We start from the raw sequence: 16517 nt of genomic DNA on the forward strand, positions 1-16517 counted from the left end.
GAGAATGCTGGCAATACTGATAACTATATATCTAGTTTGTGAATTACTGCTAGACTATACTTGTTTTAAGTTTTCTAAACTAACCCTCAAAAGGTTGTTTAGAGGCTTTTGATGATAACTGAGTCACAAAATGATAAGTAAAACTGATCCCTAGTCAAGGGTCAAGGGTCAATATTTGGACTCTGCACTATTGACTAAACAACAAAGCTTGGCAAAATGAAACTAACTACCAGAGGACATTACAGTGTGAAGGCGTTGCTAGATTTGAGTTTACAGCCAAGATATGGCCCTGTATCTGTGAGAGCGATCGCTAAACGCCAAGATATCCCAGCTCCTTATCTCGAAAAACTACTAATAGAAATGCGTCGTGCGTCAATAGTTAAATCAATTCGTGGTAGCATCGGCGGATACCAATTGGCAAGAGAGCCTGCACAAATATCTATAGGACAAATTTTAGAAGCAGTTGGCGAGACTAGTCATTTACCCCATCACACCCCAACACCTGCACAAGCTGAAGATTGGGTAACATTTAGTCTATGGCAGAGACTCAACCAAAAACTCAAAGAAGCTTTGTACAGTATTACTCTGGCAGACCTTTATTACGATGCTCGTAGCTGGCAAGCTTCCCTTGGGGAAGAAGCTAGTTTTGTGGTTTAGTCAAGAGTCAATAGTCCAAATATTGACCCTTGACTCGCGACTTATGATCGATAGCATTTATATCTTAATAATTGCTGCACTTTTAGATTACTTAATTGGCGATCCTTGGGATTGGCCTCATCCAGTGCAAGTTATGGGGTGGGTAATTTCTCGCCTGAGCAAATTTTCTCTCCAATTGTGTCAAAATTCTCTAACACAACGCCTAGCTGGAATTGTACTAGGCATTATTCTTATAATTGGTAGCGGCCTTGTTGGCTTTTTGATTATTCAAAGTGCCAAATTGGTTCATCCGTTGTTGGGAATTGCAATAGATAGCATTCTTTTGGCTAGTTGTTTTGCTGGCAGAAGTTTACGAGCCGCAGCGGTGGCTGTTTTAGAACCTTTAGCAGCAGGAGATTTGGGCGAGGCTCGAAAGATTTTAAGTAATTACGTAGGTCGAGATACCCAAAACCTCTCACAAGCAGAAATTTCCCGAGCCGTTCTAGAAACGGTTGCAGAAAATGCCACAGATGGGGTAATGGCTCCGCTTTTTTATGCAATTGTTGGTGTCTTTGTGCCAGTTGTGGGGCCAACTCCCTTGGCTTTAGCATATAAAGCCAGCAGTACCCTTGATTCAATGGTGGGCTACCGAGAAGCACCCTATACTTATTTGGGATGGTTCTGTGCGCGGTTAGAAGATTGTTTGACTTGGCTACCTTGTCGATTAACAGTCGTGACTCTGGCGCTGTTATCGGGTAAACCGATAGATGTTTGGCGAATTTGCCGTCGGGATGCAATCAACGATCCTAGTCCCAATTCTGGCTGGAGTGAGTGCGCCTATGCTGCTTTTTTGGGTGTGCAGATGGGGGGTACAAATTGGTATCGCGGGGTAGCTAAGTACAAACCACTGCTAGGAGATGCTATTTATCCGATTACTGCAACTTCTATTCAGAATGCTTTGCAACTGACCCGATATTGTTTTTTGTTATGGTTAGGGATAGCGATCGCAATATTCTTAATACTCCCAAATAGGTAATGATAAATATAAAGTTAGGAATTAGAGACCCGATTAATCGCGTCTGTACAGGAGTTAAGAATAAAAACTCCTAACTCTTAACTCATCACTCCTAACTTATCACTCGCTATGTCTGCCAAAGTCGTTGAAATTCTCTCATCCGAAGAAATCCGTCGTACCTTAACTCGCCTTGCCTCTCAAATTGTAGAAAGGACGCGCGATTTGTCTCAACTGGTGCTTCTTGGTATTTATACCAGGGGTGCGTTATTAGCCGAATTGTTGGCGCGTCAGATTGAGACGCTTGAAGGTGTAGCCGTATCAGTCGGCGCTTTGGACATTACATTTTATCGAGATGACCTTGACAAAATTGGATTGCGGACTCCAGCAAAAAGCGAAATTCCTTTTGACCTGACTGGGAAAACCGTTGTACTGGTGGATGATGTGATTTTCAAAGGACGGACGATTCGCGCTGCTTTAAACGCAGTCAACGATTACGGTAGACCGGAGGTGATTCGTTTAGCTGTGTTAGTAGACAGGGGCCATCGAGAATTACCAATTCACCCAGATTTTATTGGCAAAAAGTTACCTACTGCTAAAGAAGAAGTTGTCAAAGTTTACTTACAAAATTGTGATGGACGAGATGCAGTGGAGTTGATTAGTCATTAGGCGTTTGGAAGCAGAACTATAGTGTTTTTGGTTTGGGTTCAGAGTTGTTGCCAGATTTTTAATACCTAGTAACCAAGCAAAGAACCCAAACGATATGGAAATATTTCTTGGCGATATTGCTCATTATCTCCAGTTAAGCTGATTTATTCTTCATCTATCCCTGCATAAATTTTCTGGAGAAGTTATGCTTTTAGCACCAGCTTGAGCAGATTTATTACTATACTCAGCCAGGAACTCTCCAGAAAGGGGAGTTATGAGTTATATCATGTCCGGCTAATTAATTATGATTCCCAAATCTATGCAGAAAGCCTAAAAACCCCTCCCCTCTGCTCCTCTGCTCCTCTGCCCCTCTGCGGTCTTAATGATAAGTCTTTAAACGGACATGATATTAGATGACTGTGCTGATAGTTTGCAATAATTGGCTAGCTGTATAAGGTTTGGATAAAAAGGCTTTGATACCCATCTGATAAGCTGTATTAACTTTATCAGCCGAACTTAGTCCACTGACTGCAATAATTTTGACATCTGGGTTAATTTTTCGCAAGGTGCGGATAGTAGTTATCCCATCCATAGACGGCATGAGCATATCAGTTAATACAAGAGATATTTTATCTCGATGTTCTGCATATAAGGCTATTGCTTCAATTCCATCACTAGCTGTGATTGCTTTGTAGTTATGGCTTTCTAGAGATGTTTTTGTTACATCTCGAATCGCAGCTTCGTCATCTACAACTAAAATTAATTCTCCTTGTCCTGAAGGTAATTCCTGTTCTTGTTCTTCTATAGTTTCTGTCGCCTCTTGTGCTGGCAAATACACCTTAAATTCGCTGCCTTTTCCCTGTTCGCTGTGTACATTGATAAAACCGCCGTGGCTTTTAATAATGCCCAGTACTGTAGAAAGACCAAGACCAGTTCCTTTACTGAGTTCTTTAGTACTAAAAAATGGATCGAATATCCGATCTAATATTTCTGGTTTAATACCAATTCCCGCATCAGCCACAGTAACAACAATGTGGTGGCCAACTTTCGCATCTATATGCATCTTGGCGTAATTTTCATCAATTAAGATATTTTCCGCCGATATTTTCAAAATTCCCCCATTTGGCATCGCATCACGAGCATTGACACACAAATTCATCAGTACTTGATGCAGTTGGGTAGCATCGCCGGATATAGTCCAAAGATTTTGCGGAATTTGAGTGGAAACTTCAATGGATTTAGGAAAAGTTTGTTTTATAATTTGCTGAATTTCTCTTATTAAATGCTTTAACTGCAATATTGTGCGATCGCCCTCAATTCCGCGAGTAAAAGATAATACTTGCTTAACTAAATTTGCCCCACGTTTGGCGTTTGTGATTAACATTTGCAACAGTCGCCGAGAACGCTCATCATGGACTTGTGTCTCTAACAGTTGGGCTGTCATCAGAATCGGGGCAAGAACGTTATTTAGGTCGTGGGCGATACCGCTGGCTAAGGTGCCAATACTTTCCAATCGCTGGGTGCGGAGAAATTGCGCTTCCAGTTGTTTCTTTTGTGTGATGTCAGTGTTAACAACGAGAATAGATTGTGCTTTATTACTGAATTCATGCACCAGTGTCCAACGACTTTCAACAATAATTTCTTTACCTGATTTTGTTTTTTGATGTAACTCGCCCTCCCAAGAGCCATGTTTCATCATAATACTAAGTGCTTCTTGAACTTGAGACACTTTTTTTTCATGCCAGATATCTCGTGACTTCTGATTGATTGCTTCTTCTTTTTTTAAACCGTACAGCCTCTGGGCAGCTTTGTTCCAAAATAAAATTTTATCGTCTAAATCACACACAAAAATTGCATCGGTGGCAACATCTAGTAAAGCAGCTTGTTCGCGGATTTTCTGTTCTGTTTGTTTGCGCTCAATGGCATAGCGGATAGAACGCTCTAACAAAGGTGCAGTCAACTGGCTTTTTTCGAGATAATCTGCGGCTCCGGCTTTGATTGCTTCGATATCTATTTCCCAGTCGCCTTGACCAGTCAGCAAAATTATCGGAGAACAACAGCCGTTGGCAATTGCTTCGCGCAAAAGTTCTAGCCCATTGTGGGGCCCCAAACGGTAGTCTACAAGATAAATGTCATGTTGGTAGCGAGCGATCGCATTCCTTGCTGCTTCATAATTATTCACCCATTCCAACTCGCAGTTTGCTACCTGAAATTCACTAAACCAATAACGAGTCAAAATATAGTCGTCTTCGTCATCATCAATGAACAGAACTTTGATAGGGCTGTTGTCCATGTTTGTCTCCCACTGCTTCTAGTGGCAGTTTCACAATTTCAAACCAGTATTTTCCTAAAGTCTTAACTATCTCAACTAATGAGGCAAAACTCACTGGCTTAATGATGAAGGAGTTTGCGCCCAAATCGTAAGTATTATATATATCTTATTCTCTTTGTGATGTTGACAGTACTACGATTGGAATTCGCCGCAGTTGTGGGTCAGTTTTTATCTCTTTGAGCGCCTCAAGACCGTTTTTTCTTGGCATATTCAAATCTAATAAAATCAAACCTGGATGCGGTGAACTACTGTCAGTAAATCGCAAAGTTTTGCTAAAGGGCGATCGCCAATTAATCACTCCGTAGAGGTTAGTTCTAAATAATACTTGGCTTATAATTAAAACTTATATTTAATAAAAGAGGTTCAAAAACTGAAATTATCAAGAATGTACATCCACCTGAATAATGACCATTGACGACTTTACCAAAACAGCTTGCACTAACTGATTCAGAAAGCCTTGACGAAGTTCTAGATTGTTTAAGTGAGAATATTTCAATTGAGACGCAAGGAGTTTGCAATCAGAAAACTCTATTTGAAATATTAGTGAGAGCAGCAAGTAGTGGAGATAGTATTGAGAATACAACAAAAATTTTAGATAGTAGCCCATGTGGTAGCGATATCAGGTATCACTTAGATAAAATCAATAATTTTGAGCAGCTAGAAAATCAAATCAATCTAGCTCTCAAAAGTAGAATTCCTCGTCGGATTAAAAATGCCTATCATAAAATTGCCATTGATTTAAATTTAATTCCTTACTATGGAAAGCCTGATAGTGATGAAGAACCTTATATTTATAGAAGTCAGGCTAAGTCAGGAACTTGTTCTTTTTACGCCTATGCAACTTTATATATATTAACCAAGGGAAAACGAATTACACTGGCGATTAGAGGAGTCCGTTGGTTAGATACAAATGTTGCCATTCTCACCTACTTATTAGCTGAACTTGAGGCTATTAAAGTAAATATAAAAACACTGTATTTGGATAGAGGTTTTTTTAGTATCGCTGTAATCAGGTGGTTGCAAGCCTTGGATATTCCCTTTGGAATGCCAGCGATTAGAAGAGGAAAAAAGGGTGGAGTAAATCAATTTCTTAAAGGCAGAAGTAGTTATAAAACTACTTACACAATGGGTGAAGAAAAAGATAATCATGTTACCTTTAGTTTATGGATTATCTGCAAATACAAAAAAGGGGCAAGAAAACAACATGGTATCGAATACTTTGCTTATGTTGTTTATAAGTCGAAAATAAACCTATCTTACATTCATCAAGATTATCGAAAAAGATTTGGAATTGAAAGCAGTTATAGATTAAAAAATCTATGTCGAATCAGAACAAATAATAAGAAGCCCGTATTGAGGTTATTATTCGTTGGTATTTCTTTTGTGTTAGTCAATATTTGGGTTTATCTTCTTTGGTTTAAGATTAGTCAAAAGCGGAAGGGTAGGCGATTAATTTATCGTAACCTTTTCTGTCTTAAGCAAATGTTAGCTTTTCTACGTCAAGTTGTTGAGCGCAAATATGGAACTGTTAAAGGTATTTATATTCCATCGGGTTAGCAGTCGTTAAAAGTTGCTTAATTATAAGTAAAAGTAATTCATCTCAGCCTACGGGTTAAGATATTTCCGCTGAAAATGTATCTCAAGTTACAAAATGTTGGCGATTGCTCTTTTGGAAAAAACTTTGCGATTTACTGACTGTAGTCTGTTGGGAGTACGGTGTCCTCCAACAATTCACAATCATACCTTGAGCATTCAATATTCAATATTTAGATGCGTTCGCGCTGTTCTGCTTTTTGGGAGACGCTACGCGATCGCTGCGCTAACAGCAGTTACGCTCGTTCGCTCTTAGCGTCTCCCCTTCTCCCAAAGGGAGAGGCTAACGCCAAGGGAGAAGCCTCGCTAGCGTTGTGTTAACACCATTTCTGCTTCTGAAAACGCAACTGTTTTGTAAATTAACTAAGTGTTTTTGTATACAAATATTGTAACTGCCAATTACTACTTTTGAAGTATCAATTTATTTAAAAACTAAGACTATTGACAGAGTATAAGTAATTTTTTTTTAACTACAACTCTAAGCAATAGAAGAGTTAGGACAAATCAATTTGTCCCAAGTTTGATAATTAAAACACATATAGCAACCACAAGAGGTAATGGTCATGAGTACAGTCATGAACCAACAGGTCAAAGTTGAAAAGACTTTAACCATTAACAAACCAGTAGAGGAACTTTATCGCTTTTGGCGTAACTTTGATAACTTGCCACGCTTTATCAAGCATCTCAAAGAGGTGAGGCTATACGACGAGAAGCGATCGCACTGGATTAGCAAAGGATTCTTAAATGAAAGCGTTGAGTGGGATGTAGTCATTACCGAAGACCGAGAAAACGAATTGATTGCCTGGACTTCGGTTGAAGGCGCAGCAATTGAAACCTCTGGTCGCGTCCACTTCAAGCCAGCACCTGGGGATCGTGGCACTGAGGTAAAAACAATCCGAGAATTTACCCCGCCTGGGGGTGCGATTGGAGCTGCGTTGGCGAAGCCCGTCGCAGACATCGCTAAATTATTTGGCGATGACCCAGAACTGCAAATTAAAGAAGATTTACGCAACTTCAGAATGCTGATGGAAGCAGGCGAGATTGCCACAACAGAAGGTCAACCGCGAGGTTAATAAATATTGCTATGAAAGCTGTTTGTTGGTACGGCACTAACGATGTGCGGGTGGAAACAGTGCCAGACCCAAAAATAATTAACCCCCGCGATGCCATCCTCAAAGTTACATCAGCAACCATCTGCGGTTCTGACTTGCATATCTACAATGGCTACATCCCGACGATGGAACCGGGTGACATTATTGGTCACGAGTTTATGGGAGAAATCGTTGATATTGGCAATGAAGTCAAGAAATTGAAAAAAGGCGATCGCGTCGTTGTCTCTTCGATGATCGGTTGCGGTCAATGCTGGTATTGCCAACAGCAGATGTGGTCGTTGTGCGATAACTCCAATCCCAAAGCTTCGATACAGGAGAAAGTATACGGTTATAACACGTCAGGTATCTATGGCTACTCCCATGCTTTTGGGGGCTATTCAGGTGCTTTTGCTGACTATGTGCGCCTACCCTTTGCTGATTATGGGGCAATCAAAGTTCCCAAAGATATTCCTGACGAAAAACTGCTACCGATTTCTGACGCTTTTCCCACGGGCTACATGGGAGCAGATTTATGTAATATTCAGCCCGGAGATATTGTCGCAGTTTGGGGTTGTGGCCCGGTTGGACAATTTGCCATGCGTAGCGCTTATTTGTTAGGTGCAGAACGTGTCATTGGCATCGACCGAGTTCCTGAACGGCTGCAATTAGCTAGAGACTTTGCCAAAGCGGATATTGTTAACTACGAAGAAGTTGATGTCAGCGAAGCCCTCAAAGAAATGACCGGAGGACGTGGCCCCGATGCTTGCATTGATGCAGTGGGACTAGAAGCTCACGGCATGGGTCTAGAAGGAGTATACGACCAAGCCAAGCAGGCGGTACGCCTGGAAACCGATCGCCCCCATGTGCTGCGACAAATGATGCTCGCTGGTCGCAAAGGTGGCACTCTATCAATCATGGGTGTTTATGGTGGCTTTGTGGACAAGCTACCGATGGGTGCTGCTATGAATAAAGCCATGACCTTCAGAATGGGACAGATGTTCGGTCAGAAGTATATGCCTATCTTGCTGGATCGCGTATTGAAGGGCGAAGTCGATCCATCTGCTGTGTTCACGCATCACTTACCCCTAACAGAAGCCAAGCAAGGCTTCGAGCTGTTCAACCAAAGAAAAGACCACTGCATAAAAGTTAGGTTACAGCCTTGAGTTGGGGACTCACAAGAGCAGGGGAGCAGAGGAGACAAGGAAAATAACCACTGACAACTGACAAGTAACTACCGACAAAGGACTAATGGCTATGAAAGCAGTTTGCTGGAACGGTGCCAACGATGTACGGGTAGAAACAGTACCCGATCCAAAAATCATTAATCCGCGTGATGCTGTTATTAAAATCACGTCAACGGCGATTTGCGGTTCTGATTTACACCTTTATAACGGTTACATCCCCACGATGCAAAAGGGCGACATCCTTGGTCATGAATTTATGGGGGAGGTCGTCGATCTAGGCAGTGCCGTCAAGAATGTGAAGATAGGCGATCGCGTTGTCGTCCCCTTTACCATTTCCTGCGGCTCCTGTTTCTTTTGTCAAAAAGATTTATGGTCGTTGTGTGATAACTCCAACCCTAACGCTTGGATGGCAGAAAAACTGATGGGTCATTCCCCATCTGGTCTTTTCGGCTACTCCCATATGATGGGTGGCTATGCTGGAGGTCAAGCTGAATATGCCCGCGTTCCCTTTGCCGATGTCGGTTTATTCAAGATTCCTGATGGACTAACAGACGAACAAGTCCTGTTTCTGACGGATATCTTCCCCACTGGCTACATGGCAGCGGAAAACTGCGATATCCAGCCAGGAGATACTGTAGCGATCTGGGGCTGCGGTCCAGTCGGACAGTTTGCCATTAGAAGTGCATATATGCTAGGTGCCGAGCGCGTCATTGCGATCGATCGAGTTCCCGAACGCCTACAGATGGCTTCATACGGCAAGGCAGAAGTCCTTAACTATGAGGAAGTTGATGTTGGTGAAGCCCTCAAAGATATGACCGGTGGGCGCGGTCCAGATGCTTGCATGGATGCTGTGGGAATGGAAGCCCACGGTACGGGTCCTGATGCGTTTTACGACCAGGTAAAGCAAGCCGTGCGTATGGAAACCGACCGACCCACTGCCCTAAGGCAAGTGATTGTTGCCTGTCGCAAAGGTGGCACTGTTTCAATTCCTGGTGTTTACGGCGGCTTTGTAGACAAGATACCGATGGGTGCTGCCATGAACAAAGCCTTAACATTTAAAATGGGACAAACGCACGTTCATAGGTACTTGCGCCCGTTACTCGATCGCGTCCAAAATGGCGATATCGACCCATCTTTTGTAATCACCCATCGTCTGCCGCTAGAACAAGCACCGCACGGGTACGAAATTTTCAAGCACAAGAAGGACAACTGTATCAAGATCGTGCTCAAGCCAGGTGAGGCTGCCTAAAACCCCACAAGAACACGAAAAAACCAAGTCTAGCCAACACTAATGGAGGTAGAGATGACAGAAGAACTCACAAATAAGAAAGTTGCCATTCTGGTTACAGATGGCTTTGAGCAAGTTGAAATGGCTCAACCCAAGCAAGCCCTTGAGTCAGCAGGTGCTCAAACCCACATCATTTCACCTAAGAGCGATCGCGTTCAGGGCTGGAACCATTATGACAAAGGGGATTTTTTCCCGGTAGATGTCCCCCTCGATCGAGTAAATCCAGCCGACTATGATGCCCTCCTGCTTCCCGGTGGTGTTGCCAATCCAGATCAACTTCGGACTAAAGCTAAGGCGATCGAGTTTATAAAGTCCTTCTTCGATGCTGACAAGCCCGTAGCGGTGATCTGCCACGGACCTTGGACTCTGATCGAGGCAGATGTGGTGCGCGGACGGCAGATCACCTCGTGGCCGTCGCTCAAGACCGATCTCCAGAACGCAGGTGCCCAGTGGGTAGATCGGGAAGTTGTAGTTGATAGCAACCTCGTGTCGAGCCGCAAGCCAGACGACATCCCAGCCTTCAACCGGGAAATGATCGAGCTGTTCAGCCATGCAGGGCAGGTACGGCAGATGGCGTGAGGACTCGGAGCGTTAATCAGGAGGACAGGTATGGAACAGCATCGATTTGGTTCCACGCAGCGCGAGGTGGCAGCGATCGGTCAAGGAACCTGGTACATCGACAACGGTGACCGCGCCTCTGCGATCGCCGCTTTGCGCCAAGGACTCGATCTCGGCATGACCCACATCGACACGGCACAGATGTACGGCAGCGCCGAGGAGGTGGTCGCAGAGGCGATCGCTGGACGACGCGATCGGGTTTTCCTGGTTTCCAAGGTTCTTCCTGGAAATGCTTCTCGGAGAGGGACGATCATAGCGTGTGAGAAATCCCTCGCTCGACTTCATACCGATCGGCTGGACTCTTATCTGTTGCACTGGCGCGGTCTACACCCACTGGAGGAGACGATCGCTGCCTTCGAGCAGCTTCAGCACGAGGGGAAGATTCTCTGCTGGGGCGTGAGCAACTTCGATGTGCCTGACCTTGAAGCAGTCCAGAAGATCGCTGGCGAGGGTTCTCTCGTCTGCAATCAAGTCCTTTACCATTTGAGAGAGAGAGCGATCGAACACGCTGTGATCCCCTGGTGTGAGAAGCATGGGGTCGCCGTAGTCGCATACAGCCCGTTCGGTCATGGGGATTTTCCCAGATCGCGCACAACCGCAGGTCGCGTACTACAGGAAATCGCCGCCGCCCATAACGCCACCCCTCGCCAAGTCGCGCTCCGATTTCTGGTGCGGCATTCCTCGCTCTTCGCAATCCCCAAAGCATCCAACCCCGAACACGCCGCTGAAAACGCAGGAGCCGGGGAACTCAATCTGACCCAAACCGAACTCGATCGAATCGACGCAGCCTTCCCGACCGGATCTCGTCCCCGCGTGCTTCCCATGCTGTAAGCCTGTTGTACTCAAACCATAAGGCAGGAGAAAAGACACGGAGAGTATTAATCATCACTAACTTTGCTTCTGTTAAAAATGTTGTAATTCTCTTAACCAAATAAATCAGCCCATCACATAACATCTTGAAAGAGATAGATTAAATACCATTGTGTCTATCATCAAAATTTACTCTGTGGTTGGCATTCAAAGCTTTACTTTAGTTGTGTTTAACACACAGAGATATTTCTGGGAGTTTCGGTTAGTTAGTGCTGATGGCGCAGTATTTGGTGAACAAAGACTGTACTATACCCCCCAAGCAGCAGCAGAAGCCGGCCGGAAGTGTATTCAACTTGACTAGTAATGAACTGAGTTACTTTAAAACCCTTTTTAAAAGAAAGACTTTCTTGAAATTCTAGTCTTAAGTTTTTAGGAGTTTCTATGCGGATTGCTCAAATTGCTCCTCTTTGGGAGAGAGTTCCACCTCTTGGTTATGGTGGAACAGAATTAGTTGTGGGCTTATTGACCGATGAATTAGTTAGGCGAGGGCATGAAGTAACGCTATTTGCATCGGGAGATTCAATAACTTTGGCAAAGCTGCAATCAGTTCATCCTTGTGCTTTGAGACTAGATTCAAGCATCAAAGAGTGTAACATCTATGAAATGTTGGAATTGGCTTTGGTATATGAGCAAGCAGAAACCTTTGACATAATTCATTCACATATAGGCTGTAGTGCGTTGCCCTATGCGAATTTAGTAAAGACACCGACAGTTACCACATTACATGGTATCTTTACCCCTGATAACGAAAAGATGTTTCAATATGCCAAAAACCAGCCCTATGTAAGTATTTCCAATTCCCAACGTGAATCTAGGTTAGGGTTGAATTATGTAGCAACTGTCTACAATGGCATTGATATCAGTAATCATAAGTTTCATCCTCAGCCGGACGAACCACCTTATCTGGCTTTTTTGGGAAGAATTTCACCAGAAAAGGGAACGCACTTAGCAATACAGATTGCAAAAGAGGCTGGTTGGCGTTTAAAGATGGCAGCTAAGGTGGATGTCGTTGATGTGAAGTATTTTGAGCGAGAAATTCAGCCCTTAATTGATGGTCAGCAAATTCAGTATTTGGGTGAAGCTAACCATGTTCAAAAGAATGCTTTGATGGGGGGTGCAGTAGCAACTTTATTTACGATTACTTGGCGAGAACCATTTGGTTTGGTAATGACAGAATCAATGGCAGCAGGAACACCAGTCATCGCCATGAATTTGGGTTCAGTTCCCGAAGTAATTGTCCACGGAAAAACTGGCTTTATATGTAACAGCATTTCTGAATGTGTTAATGCCGTTAACAAAGTGGCAGAACTAGATCGTCATGCTTGTCGTAAGCATGTCGAGAATTGTTTTAGTGTGCCAAAAATGGTAGATGGCTATGAAGCAGTTTATCAACCTGACTTTTCCCGTTAAGTCTTGAAAAGCTTATTCAATCAATGTCTGCATGTCTGCTGGCGGCATTCTGCATTCGTTCTAAGTAGTCACGCCCCTGTTCAGTTAACGTTTCGCCACAGGTGGTTTTGAGCCGATCGCCAAAAATTTTAATCTTACGCAGTGGCTCTTGCAAATCGTGGGAAGCGACAAATGCAAAGTGCTCGGCGATCGCTTGTCTCACAAATCCGATATCATCTGGATGCACTCGTGTTGCCCATTCGTCCAAATGATTGGAAATCTCATGTTCTTCGTAAACAAGCATTTCCTTCCAGCGAGTTGAGAAAAATACTCGATCGTTTCTAACGTTTTAGTCCCAAATGCCATCATTGCCCTGCACGGCTAACTGATAGCGTTCTTCGCTTTCTTTGAGTGCGTCTTCCACCCGTTGGCGCTCAATGGCTGTAGCGAAAACATTGGCAACAGCTTGCAGAAAAGAAATATCATCTTTGGTGAAGATGTGGTGTCTGGTTGTGTGTGCGCCAAATACACCAAAAGGACGCTCTTTGCCATGAATCACCACGCTAATACCGCTCACCACTTGATGCTCGTGTAGCAGTGGCGGCCCATTGAATCGTGTTTCGGCACGGAGGTCATCAACAATCACCGGTTCCTTGGAAAGCAGGGTGTAGCCAGCTTGAGAATTTATCCCCGCGCTAACGGTCGCTTTTCCCACAAGTCCAGGTTGCCAACCGACTCCGGCGCGTAGCAGTAATTTATGATTGTCTGGCAGTAGTTCCAAAATTTTGCAAGACTGAACTTTTAGACATTGGGCGACGATTGTTACACATGAGTTCATTAGTGCAGTTAAGTCAGTACTAGCTAGGGCCATTTGACTTAGTTCTGCCAACATCGCTTGCTGTTTGGCATGAATTTCTAGCGTTTCCTCAGCTTGCTTGCGGTTGGTGATATCCATGTATATCCCAGACATTTGCACAGCCACCCCAGACGCATCCTGAAAGGCAATTCCTTTGCTTGCTAAAAAGCGAATTCTCCCATCCGGTAAAACAACTCGAAATTCGATGTCATATTTGACTCGCTCCTGAATAGCTTGCTGATGCGATCGCCTAACGAAATTGCGATCGTGGGGATGAATGCAGCAGATAAAAGCTTCATAGCTGTAGTTGAAAGTCCCTTTCTCTAAGCCAAAAAGTGCTTCCAGATTATCTGACCAAGTAATTTTGTTCGTCAGCAAATCCCAGTTCCAGATGCCCATGCGAGTAGCGTCTAATGCCATCCTGAGTTGTGCTTCCCGCAATTGTGCCTGTGCAGTTTGCTGTCGGAGTTCTTGCAGAACACGATTGGCTTCCAGAATCCGGCGCAATCTTTGACGTAATATTGGCCATTGAATCGGCTTGGTAATAAAATCAGTTGCACCCACAGCAAAAGCTTTGTCTACGGTTACTTGGTCATCAAAAGCCGTAATTATTAACACTGGTGTGTCTTTGCCATTGGGGAGTGCTTGCAGTTGAGCGCAACAGCTAAACCCATCCATCACTGGCATCATGACATCCAACAGTACTATATCTGGGTGGAGGCGAGTATAGGTAGCGATCGCCTCTAAACCGTTACTCGCTTCTACCACTTGATACCCTGCTTCTGTCAATTGCTCGCACAGATGCGATCGCATGAAATCGTCGTCGTCTACAACTAGAATCAGGTTAGTCATTTATCCCTTGTTCTTTGTGATTAAGTAATGACTGTGCCAATTTTAAATATTTGATTTTGGATTGCAGAAAAATTTAAACTCTACAATCTAATTAATTAGTTTTATGGGCAGAGAATTAATTTGTAGAAAAACATTCAAAAATATTATTGTTTCCAGCCACAGAAATAGAGAGCTAGTAGGAATTTATTTGTAAAATAATATACATTCTTGAGTTCGTGCTGGGAGCGATCGCTATGATTCAGATTGCTAGGATGATGTCAACTGAATCATAGCGATCGCGTTTTCCCTTTGTATGTAATAACCCCGATCTCTCTCTTTTTAGGAGAGAAGCTTTGAATCTTACTCCCATTCCCTTGTAGGGTTGGAGCTGTTCTTGTTCTGATTTTTCCCGTTAACTCTGGAAACATAGAAATAGTGACGGTTTTAAGCTTCAATTAATTCTCAACAATTTAGAACCTATCCCACTATTCTAAAAAATCCCTACTTATTGTCAGAAAATATGCTTGATAACCTTAATTTTACGTTTTCATATCTTAATGACCTTAACTTTTGTAGCACAAATATTGTTAGTAGTATAAATTCATATAAAATAATTTTGGATCGAAATATACTGGGATTTTTCAGTTAGATAAAAGGACAATAACTATGAAAAAATTAATAGTTGCCGCAGGTTTAGCAACAATATTTGGATTTGGCATAACAAGTGGAATAGCAGTGACCCAAGCGCAAACAGTTAGCTCAGGGACTAGCGACGATTTTGATCGATACAGCGCATTGTATCGCTACACCTTACCCCCTGGAAAAACACCCGATGACATTGTGGGTATGGATATAGCTTCTAACGACCATGTTTATGCTTGGTACAAAGATGGAACAGTGAGTTCGGGAACTAGCGATGATCTAGATGAGTACATAAAGCTGTATAGCTACTCCCTTCCTATTGGAAAAACACCCAATGACATTGTGGGTATGGGTATAGCTTCTAACGACTATGTTTATGTCTGGTACAAAGATGGAACAGTGAGTTCGGGAACTAGCGATGATCTAGATAAGTACATAGCGCCCTATAACTACACCTTACCGCCTGGAAAAACACCCAATGACATTGTGGGTATGGGTATAGCTTCTAACGACTATGTTTATGCCTGGTACAAAGATGGAACAGTGAGTTCGGGAACTAGCGATGATCTAGATGAGTACATAAAGCTGTATAGATACTCCCTTCCTATTGGAACAATAGCTAATGACATTGTGGGTATGGGTATAGCTTCTAACGATCGTGTTTATGTCTGGTTTAAAAATCCTTAAATTTGTCAAAATTTTGTCTAGTGGATATTAGCTCGACTTTATCCATTTTTGAGCAAGGCTCAAGCTGACGCTAAAACCTTTGTGGGGCGGTAGTTTTGCTTTTTTAGCTTCATCGATAATCTGTGACATTGAAAAAGTATTTGCCAAAAAGCCAGGGTTTTTGCCGGATAAAGAAAACCGAGTTCTTAATTTTGGATAGAGTCGAGCTTAGACAAGACTTTGGGCAGGCTTTTTTTCAAATCGACAAATAACGCGTAGGCGTAGCCCGTCGTAGACATCGCTGATTCAATTTGACACTGCCAAAGAAATGCTATCAAAAAAATTCCCATCCAAGGATGAATTTCTTGGGCTGGTTGTACTGATTTTAGTGATTGCTAATAAAGGGTTCAGCTGCGTATCTCGCCTGAACCCCTTTTAAGTACTGTTCCTCCACTGAAGATTTCTGATAGTGCCTTGCCAATGGACATCGCACGCTCAATTCTTTGTAGATTCCGGTTTTTGACTAACTGACAACTTAATGTCATGAAAATGTGACATCATTGCCATTGCTCAACATGTAACTAATCAGAAATGTCATGTTTTCATGACAAATTGATCCCAGAATAGCTTGTAAATTCGTGAAACAGGCAAAAAACCCATTCAAACCACTTGATCCCTAGATATGCTTAGTGGTTAATATTGACTTAACAAATAGAACTTCTCCGATCCCAAAGAAATGCTTATTTTGGCATAACAAGGGATTTAAAGGAAGTGACTTCAATTTAAAAACAGACTAAAAAACTTAAAAACTGGGCAAAACCAGGAGTCAGGAATAAGAAATTCATCTGGAGTGGATGACAT

At 43.0% G+C, this 16517-nt stretch carries 13 protein-coding genes and 2 pseudogenes; 12 read left to right on the plus strand and 3 right to left on the minus strand.

The window, feature by feature from the left end; all coding sequences use genetic code 11:
• Positions 1 to 216 precede the first annotated feature (216 nt).
• The 3 genes from V7L01_RS11560 (at position 217) to pyrR (ending at position 2317) form a co-directional block, all read left to right on the plus strand.
• Positions 217 to 657, plus strand: coding sequence for an Rrf2 family transcriptional regulator (locus V7L01_RS11560; RefSeq protein ID WP_335034811.1), 441 nt, complete (start codon positions 217 to 219; stop codon positions 655 to 657).
• 43 nt (positions 658 to 700) lie between these two features.
• A complete protein-coding gene (cbiB, locus tag V7L01_RS11565) occupies positions 701 to 1672 on the plus strand; it encodes an adenosylcobinamide-phosphate synthase CbiB (RefSeq protein ID WP_335034813.1) in 972 nt (323 codons plus the stop codon).
• A gap of 108 nt (positions 1673 to 1780) precedes the next feature.
• Positions 1781 to 2317 (plus strand): bifunctional pyr operon transcriptional regulator/uracil phosphoribosyltransferase PyrR, encoded by a 537-nt coding sequence (pyrR, locus tag V7L01_RS11570; protein WP_334878939.1) that lies wholly within the window; start codon positions 1781 to 1783, stop codon positions 2315 to 2317.
• Between the two features lie 388 nt (positions 2318 to 2705).
• On the opposite strand, the gene V7L01_RS11575 is transcribed toward pyrR, so the two are convergent.
• Entirely contained in the window at positions 2706 to 4589 is a 1884-nt protein-coding gene (locus V7L01_RS11575; RefSeq protein WP_335034815.1) for a hybrid sensor histidine kinase/response regulator, read from the minus strand.
• Positions 4555 to 4938 (minus strand): annotated as a pseudogene (locus tag V7L01_RS11580) (response regulator); the annotation flags it as partial. The gene V7L01_RS11575 and the pseudogene V7L01_RS11580, both read right to left, overlap by 35 nt.
• A 101-nt stretch (positions 4939 to 5039) precedes the next feature.
• On the opposite strand from V7L01_RS11580, the gene V7L01_RS11585 reads away from it, so the two are divergent.
• The 8 genes from V7L01_RS11585 (at position 5040) to V7L01_RS11620 (ending at position 12682) form a co-directional block, all read left to right on the plus strand.
• Complete coding sequence (locus V7L01_RS11585) at positions 5040 to 6185, plus strand: ISH3 family transposase (protein ID WP_335034816.1); 1146 nt, start codon at positions 5040 to 5042, stop codon at positions 6183 to 6185.
• A gap of 599 nt (positions 6186 to 6784) precedes the next feature.
• Complete coding sequence (locus tag V7L01_RS11590; protein ID WP_335034818.1) at positions 6785 to 7294, plus strand: SRPBCC family protein; 510 nt, start codon at positions 6785 to 6787, stop codon at positions 7292 to 7294.
• A gap of 11 nt (positions 7295 to 7305) precedes the next feature.
• A complete protein-coding gene (locus V7L01_RS11595) occupies positions 7306 to 8475 on the plus strand; it encodes a zinc-dependent alcohol dehydrogenase (RefSeq protein WP_335034820.1) in 1170 nt (389 codons plus the stop codon).
• Between the two features lie 91 nt (positions 8476 to 8566).
• The gene (locus tag V7L01_RS11600; protein ID WP_335034987.1) at positions 8567 to 9745 is read left to right on the plus strand and encodes a zinc-dependent alcohol dehydrogenase; all 1179 of its coding nucleotides are present in this window, start codon (positions 8567 to 8569) and stop codon (positions 9743 to 9745) included.
• Positions 9746 to 9799: 54 nt separating this feature from the next.
• Positions 9800 to 10363 (plus strand): type 1 glutamine amidotransferase domain-containing protein, encoded by a 564-nt coding sequence (locus V7L01_RS11605; RefSeq protein ID WP_335034822.1) that lies wholly within the window; start codon positions 9800 to 9802, stop codon positions 10361 to 10363.
• 30 nt (positions 10364 to 10393) lie between these two features.
• Positions 10394 to 11233 carry an aldo/keto reductase gene (locus tag V7L01_RS11610; RefSeq protein WP_335034824.1) on the plus strand — a complete coding sequence of 280 codons (840 nt, stop codon included), beginning with the start codon at positions 10394 to 10396 and terminating at the stop codon, positions 11231 to 11233.
• A gap of 151 nt (positions 11234 to 11384) precedes the next feature.
• The gene (locus V7L01_RS11615) at positions 11385 to 11573 is read left to right on the plus strand and encodes a hypothetical protein (protein WP_334837199.1); all 189 of its coding nucleotides are present in this window, start codon (positions 11385 to 11387) and stop codon (positions 11571 to 11573) included.
• Positions 11574 to 11653: 80 nt separating this feature from the next.
• Positions 11654 to 12682: a glycosyltransferase family 4 protein gene (locus V7L01_RS11620; RefSeq protein WP_335034826.1), complete on the plus strand. Its 1029-nt coding sequence runs from the start codon at positions 11654 to 11656 to the stop codon at positions 12680 to 12682.
• A 175-nt stretch (positions 12683 to 12857) separates the two neighbouring features.
• Here the strand turns inward: V7L01_RS11620 and V7L01_RS11625 are convergent.
• Positions 12858 to 14369, minus strand: a pseudogene (locus V7L01_RS11625) (response regulator); the annotation flags it as partial.
• A 645-nt stretch (positions 14370 to 15014) separates the two neighbouring features.
• Between V7L01_RS11625 and V7L01_RS11630 the strand changes: the two are divergent.
• Positions 15015 to 15677, plus strand: a complete 663-nt coding sequence (locus V7L01_RS11630; RefSeq protein ID WP_335034828.1) for a hypothetical protein — start codon at positions 15015 to 15017, stop codon at positions 15675 to 15677.
• The last annotated feature ends 840 nt before the right edge of the window (positions 15678 to 16517 follow it).

This window comes from Nostoc sp., assembly GCF_036917095.1.
GTDB lineage: Bacteria > Cyanobacteriota > Cyanobacteriia > Cyanobacteriales > Nostocaceae > Nostoc.

Excerpts from the sequence above, each read along its gene's own strand:
- V7L01_RS11630 (WP_335034828.1), top strand. The coding sequence starts at position 15,015 with ATGAAAAAATTAATAGTTGCCGCAGGTTTAGCAACAATATTTGGATTT.
- V7L01_RS11595 (WP_335034820.1), top strand. The coding sequence starts at position 7,306 with ATGAAAGCTGTTTGTTGGTACGGCACTAACGATGTGCGGGTGGAAACA.
- V7L01_RS11605 (WP_335034822.1), top strand. The coding sequence starts at position 9,800 with ATGACAGAAGAACTCACAAATAAGAAAGTTGCCATTCTGGTTACAGAT.
- V7L01_RS11575 (WP_335034815.1), bottom strand. The coding sequence starts at position 4,589 with ATGGACAACAGCCCTATCAAAGTTCTGTTCATTGATGATGACGAAGAC.
- V7L01_RS11600 (WP_335034987.1), top strand. The coding sequence starts at position 8,567 with ATGAAAGCAGTTTGCTGGAACGGTGCCAACGATGTACGGGTAGAAACA.
- V7L01_RS11620 (WP_335034826.1), top strand. The coding sequence starts at position 11,654 with ATGCGGATTGCTCAAATTGCTCCTCTTTGGGAGAGAGTTCCACCTCTT.
- pyrR (WP_334878939.1), top strand. The coding sequence starts at position 1,781 with ATGTCTGCCAAAGTCGTTGAAATTCTCTCATCCGAAGAAATCCGTCGT.
- cbiB (WP_335034813.1), top strand. The coding sequence starts at position 701 with ATGATCGATAGCATTTATATCTTAATAATTGCTGCACTTTTAGATTAC.
- V7L01_RS11560 (WP_335034811.1), top strand. The coding sequence starts at position 217 with ATGAAACTAACTACCAGAGGACATTACAGTGTGAAGGCGTTGCTAGAT.
- V7L01_RS11610 (WP_335034824.1), top strand. The coding sequence starts at position 10,394 with ATGGAACAGCATCGATTTGGTTCCACGCAGCGCGAGGTGGCAGCGATC.
- V7L01_RS11590 (WP_335034818.1), top strand. The coding sequence starts at position 6,785 with ATGAGTACAGTCATGAACCAACAGGTCAAAGTTGAAAAGACTTTAACC.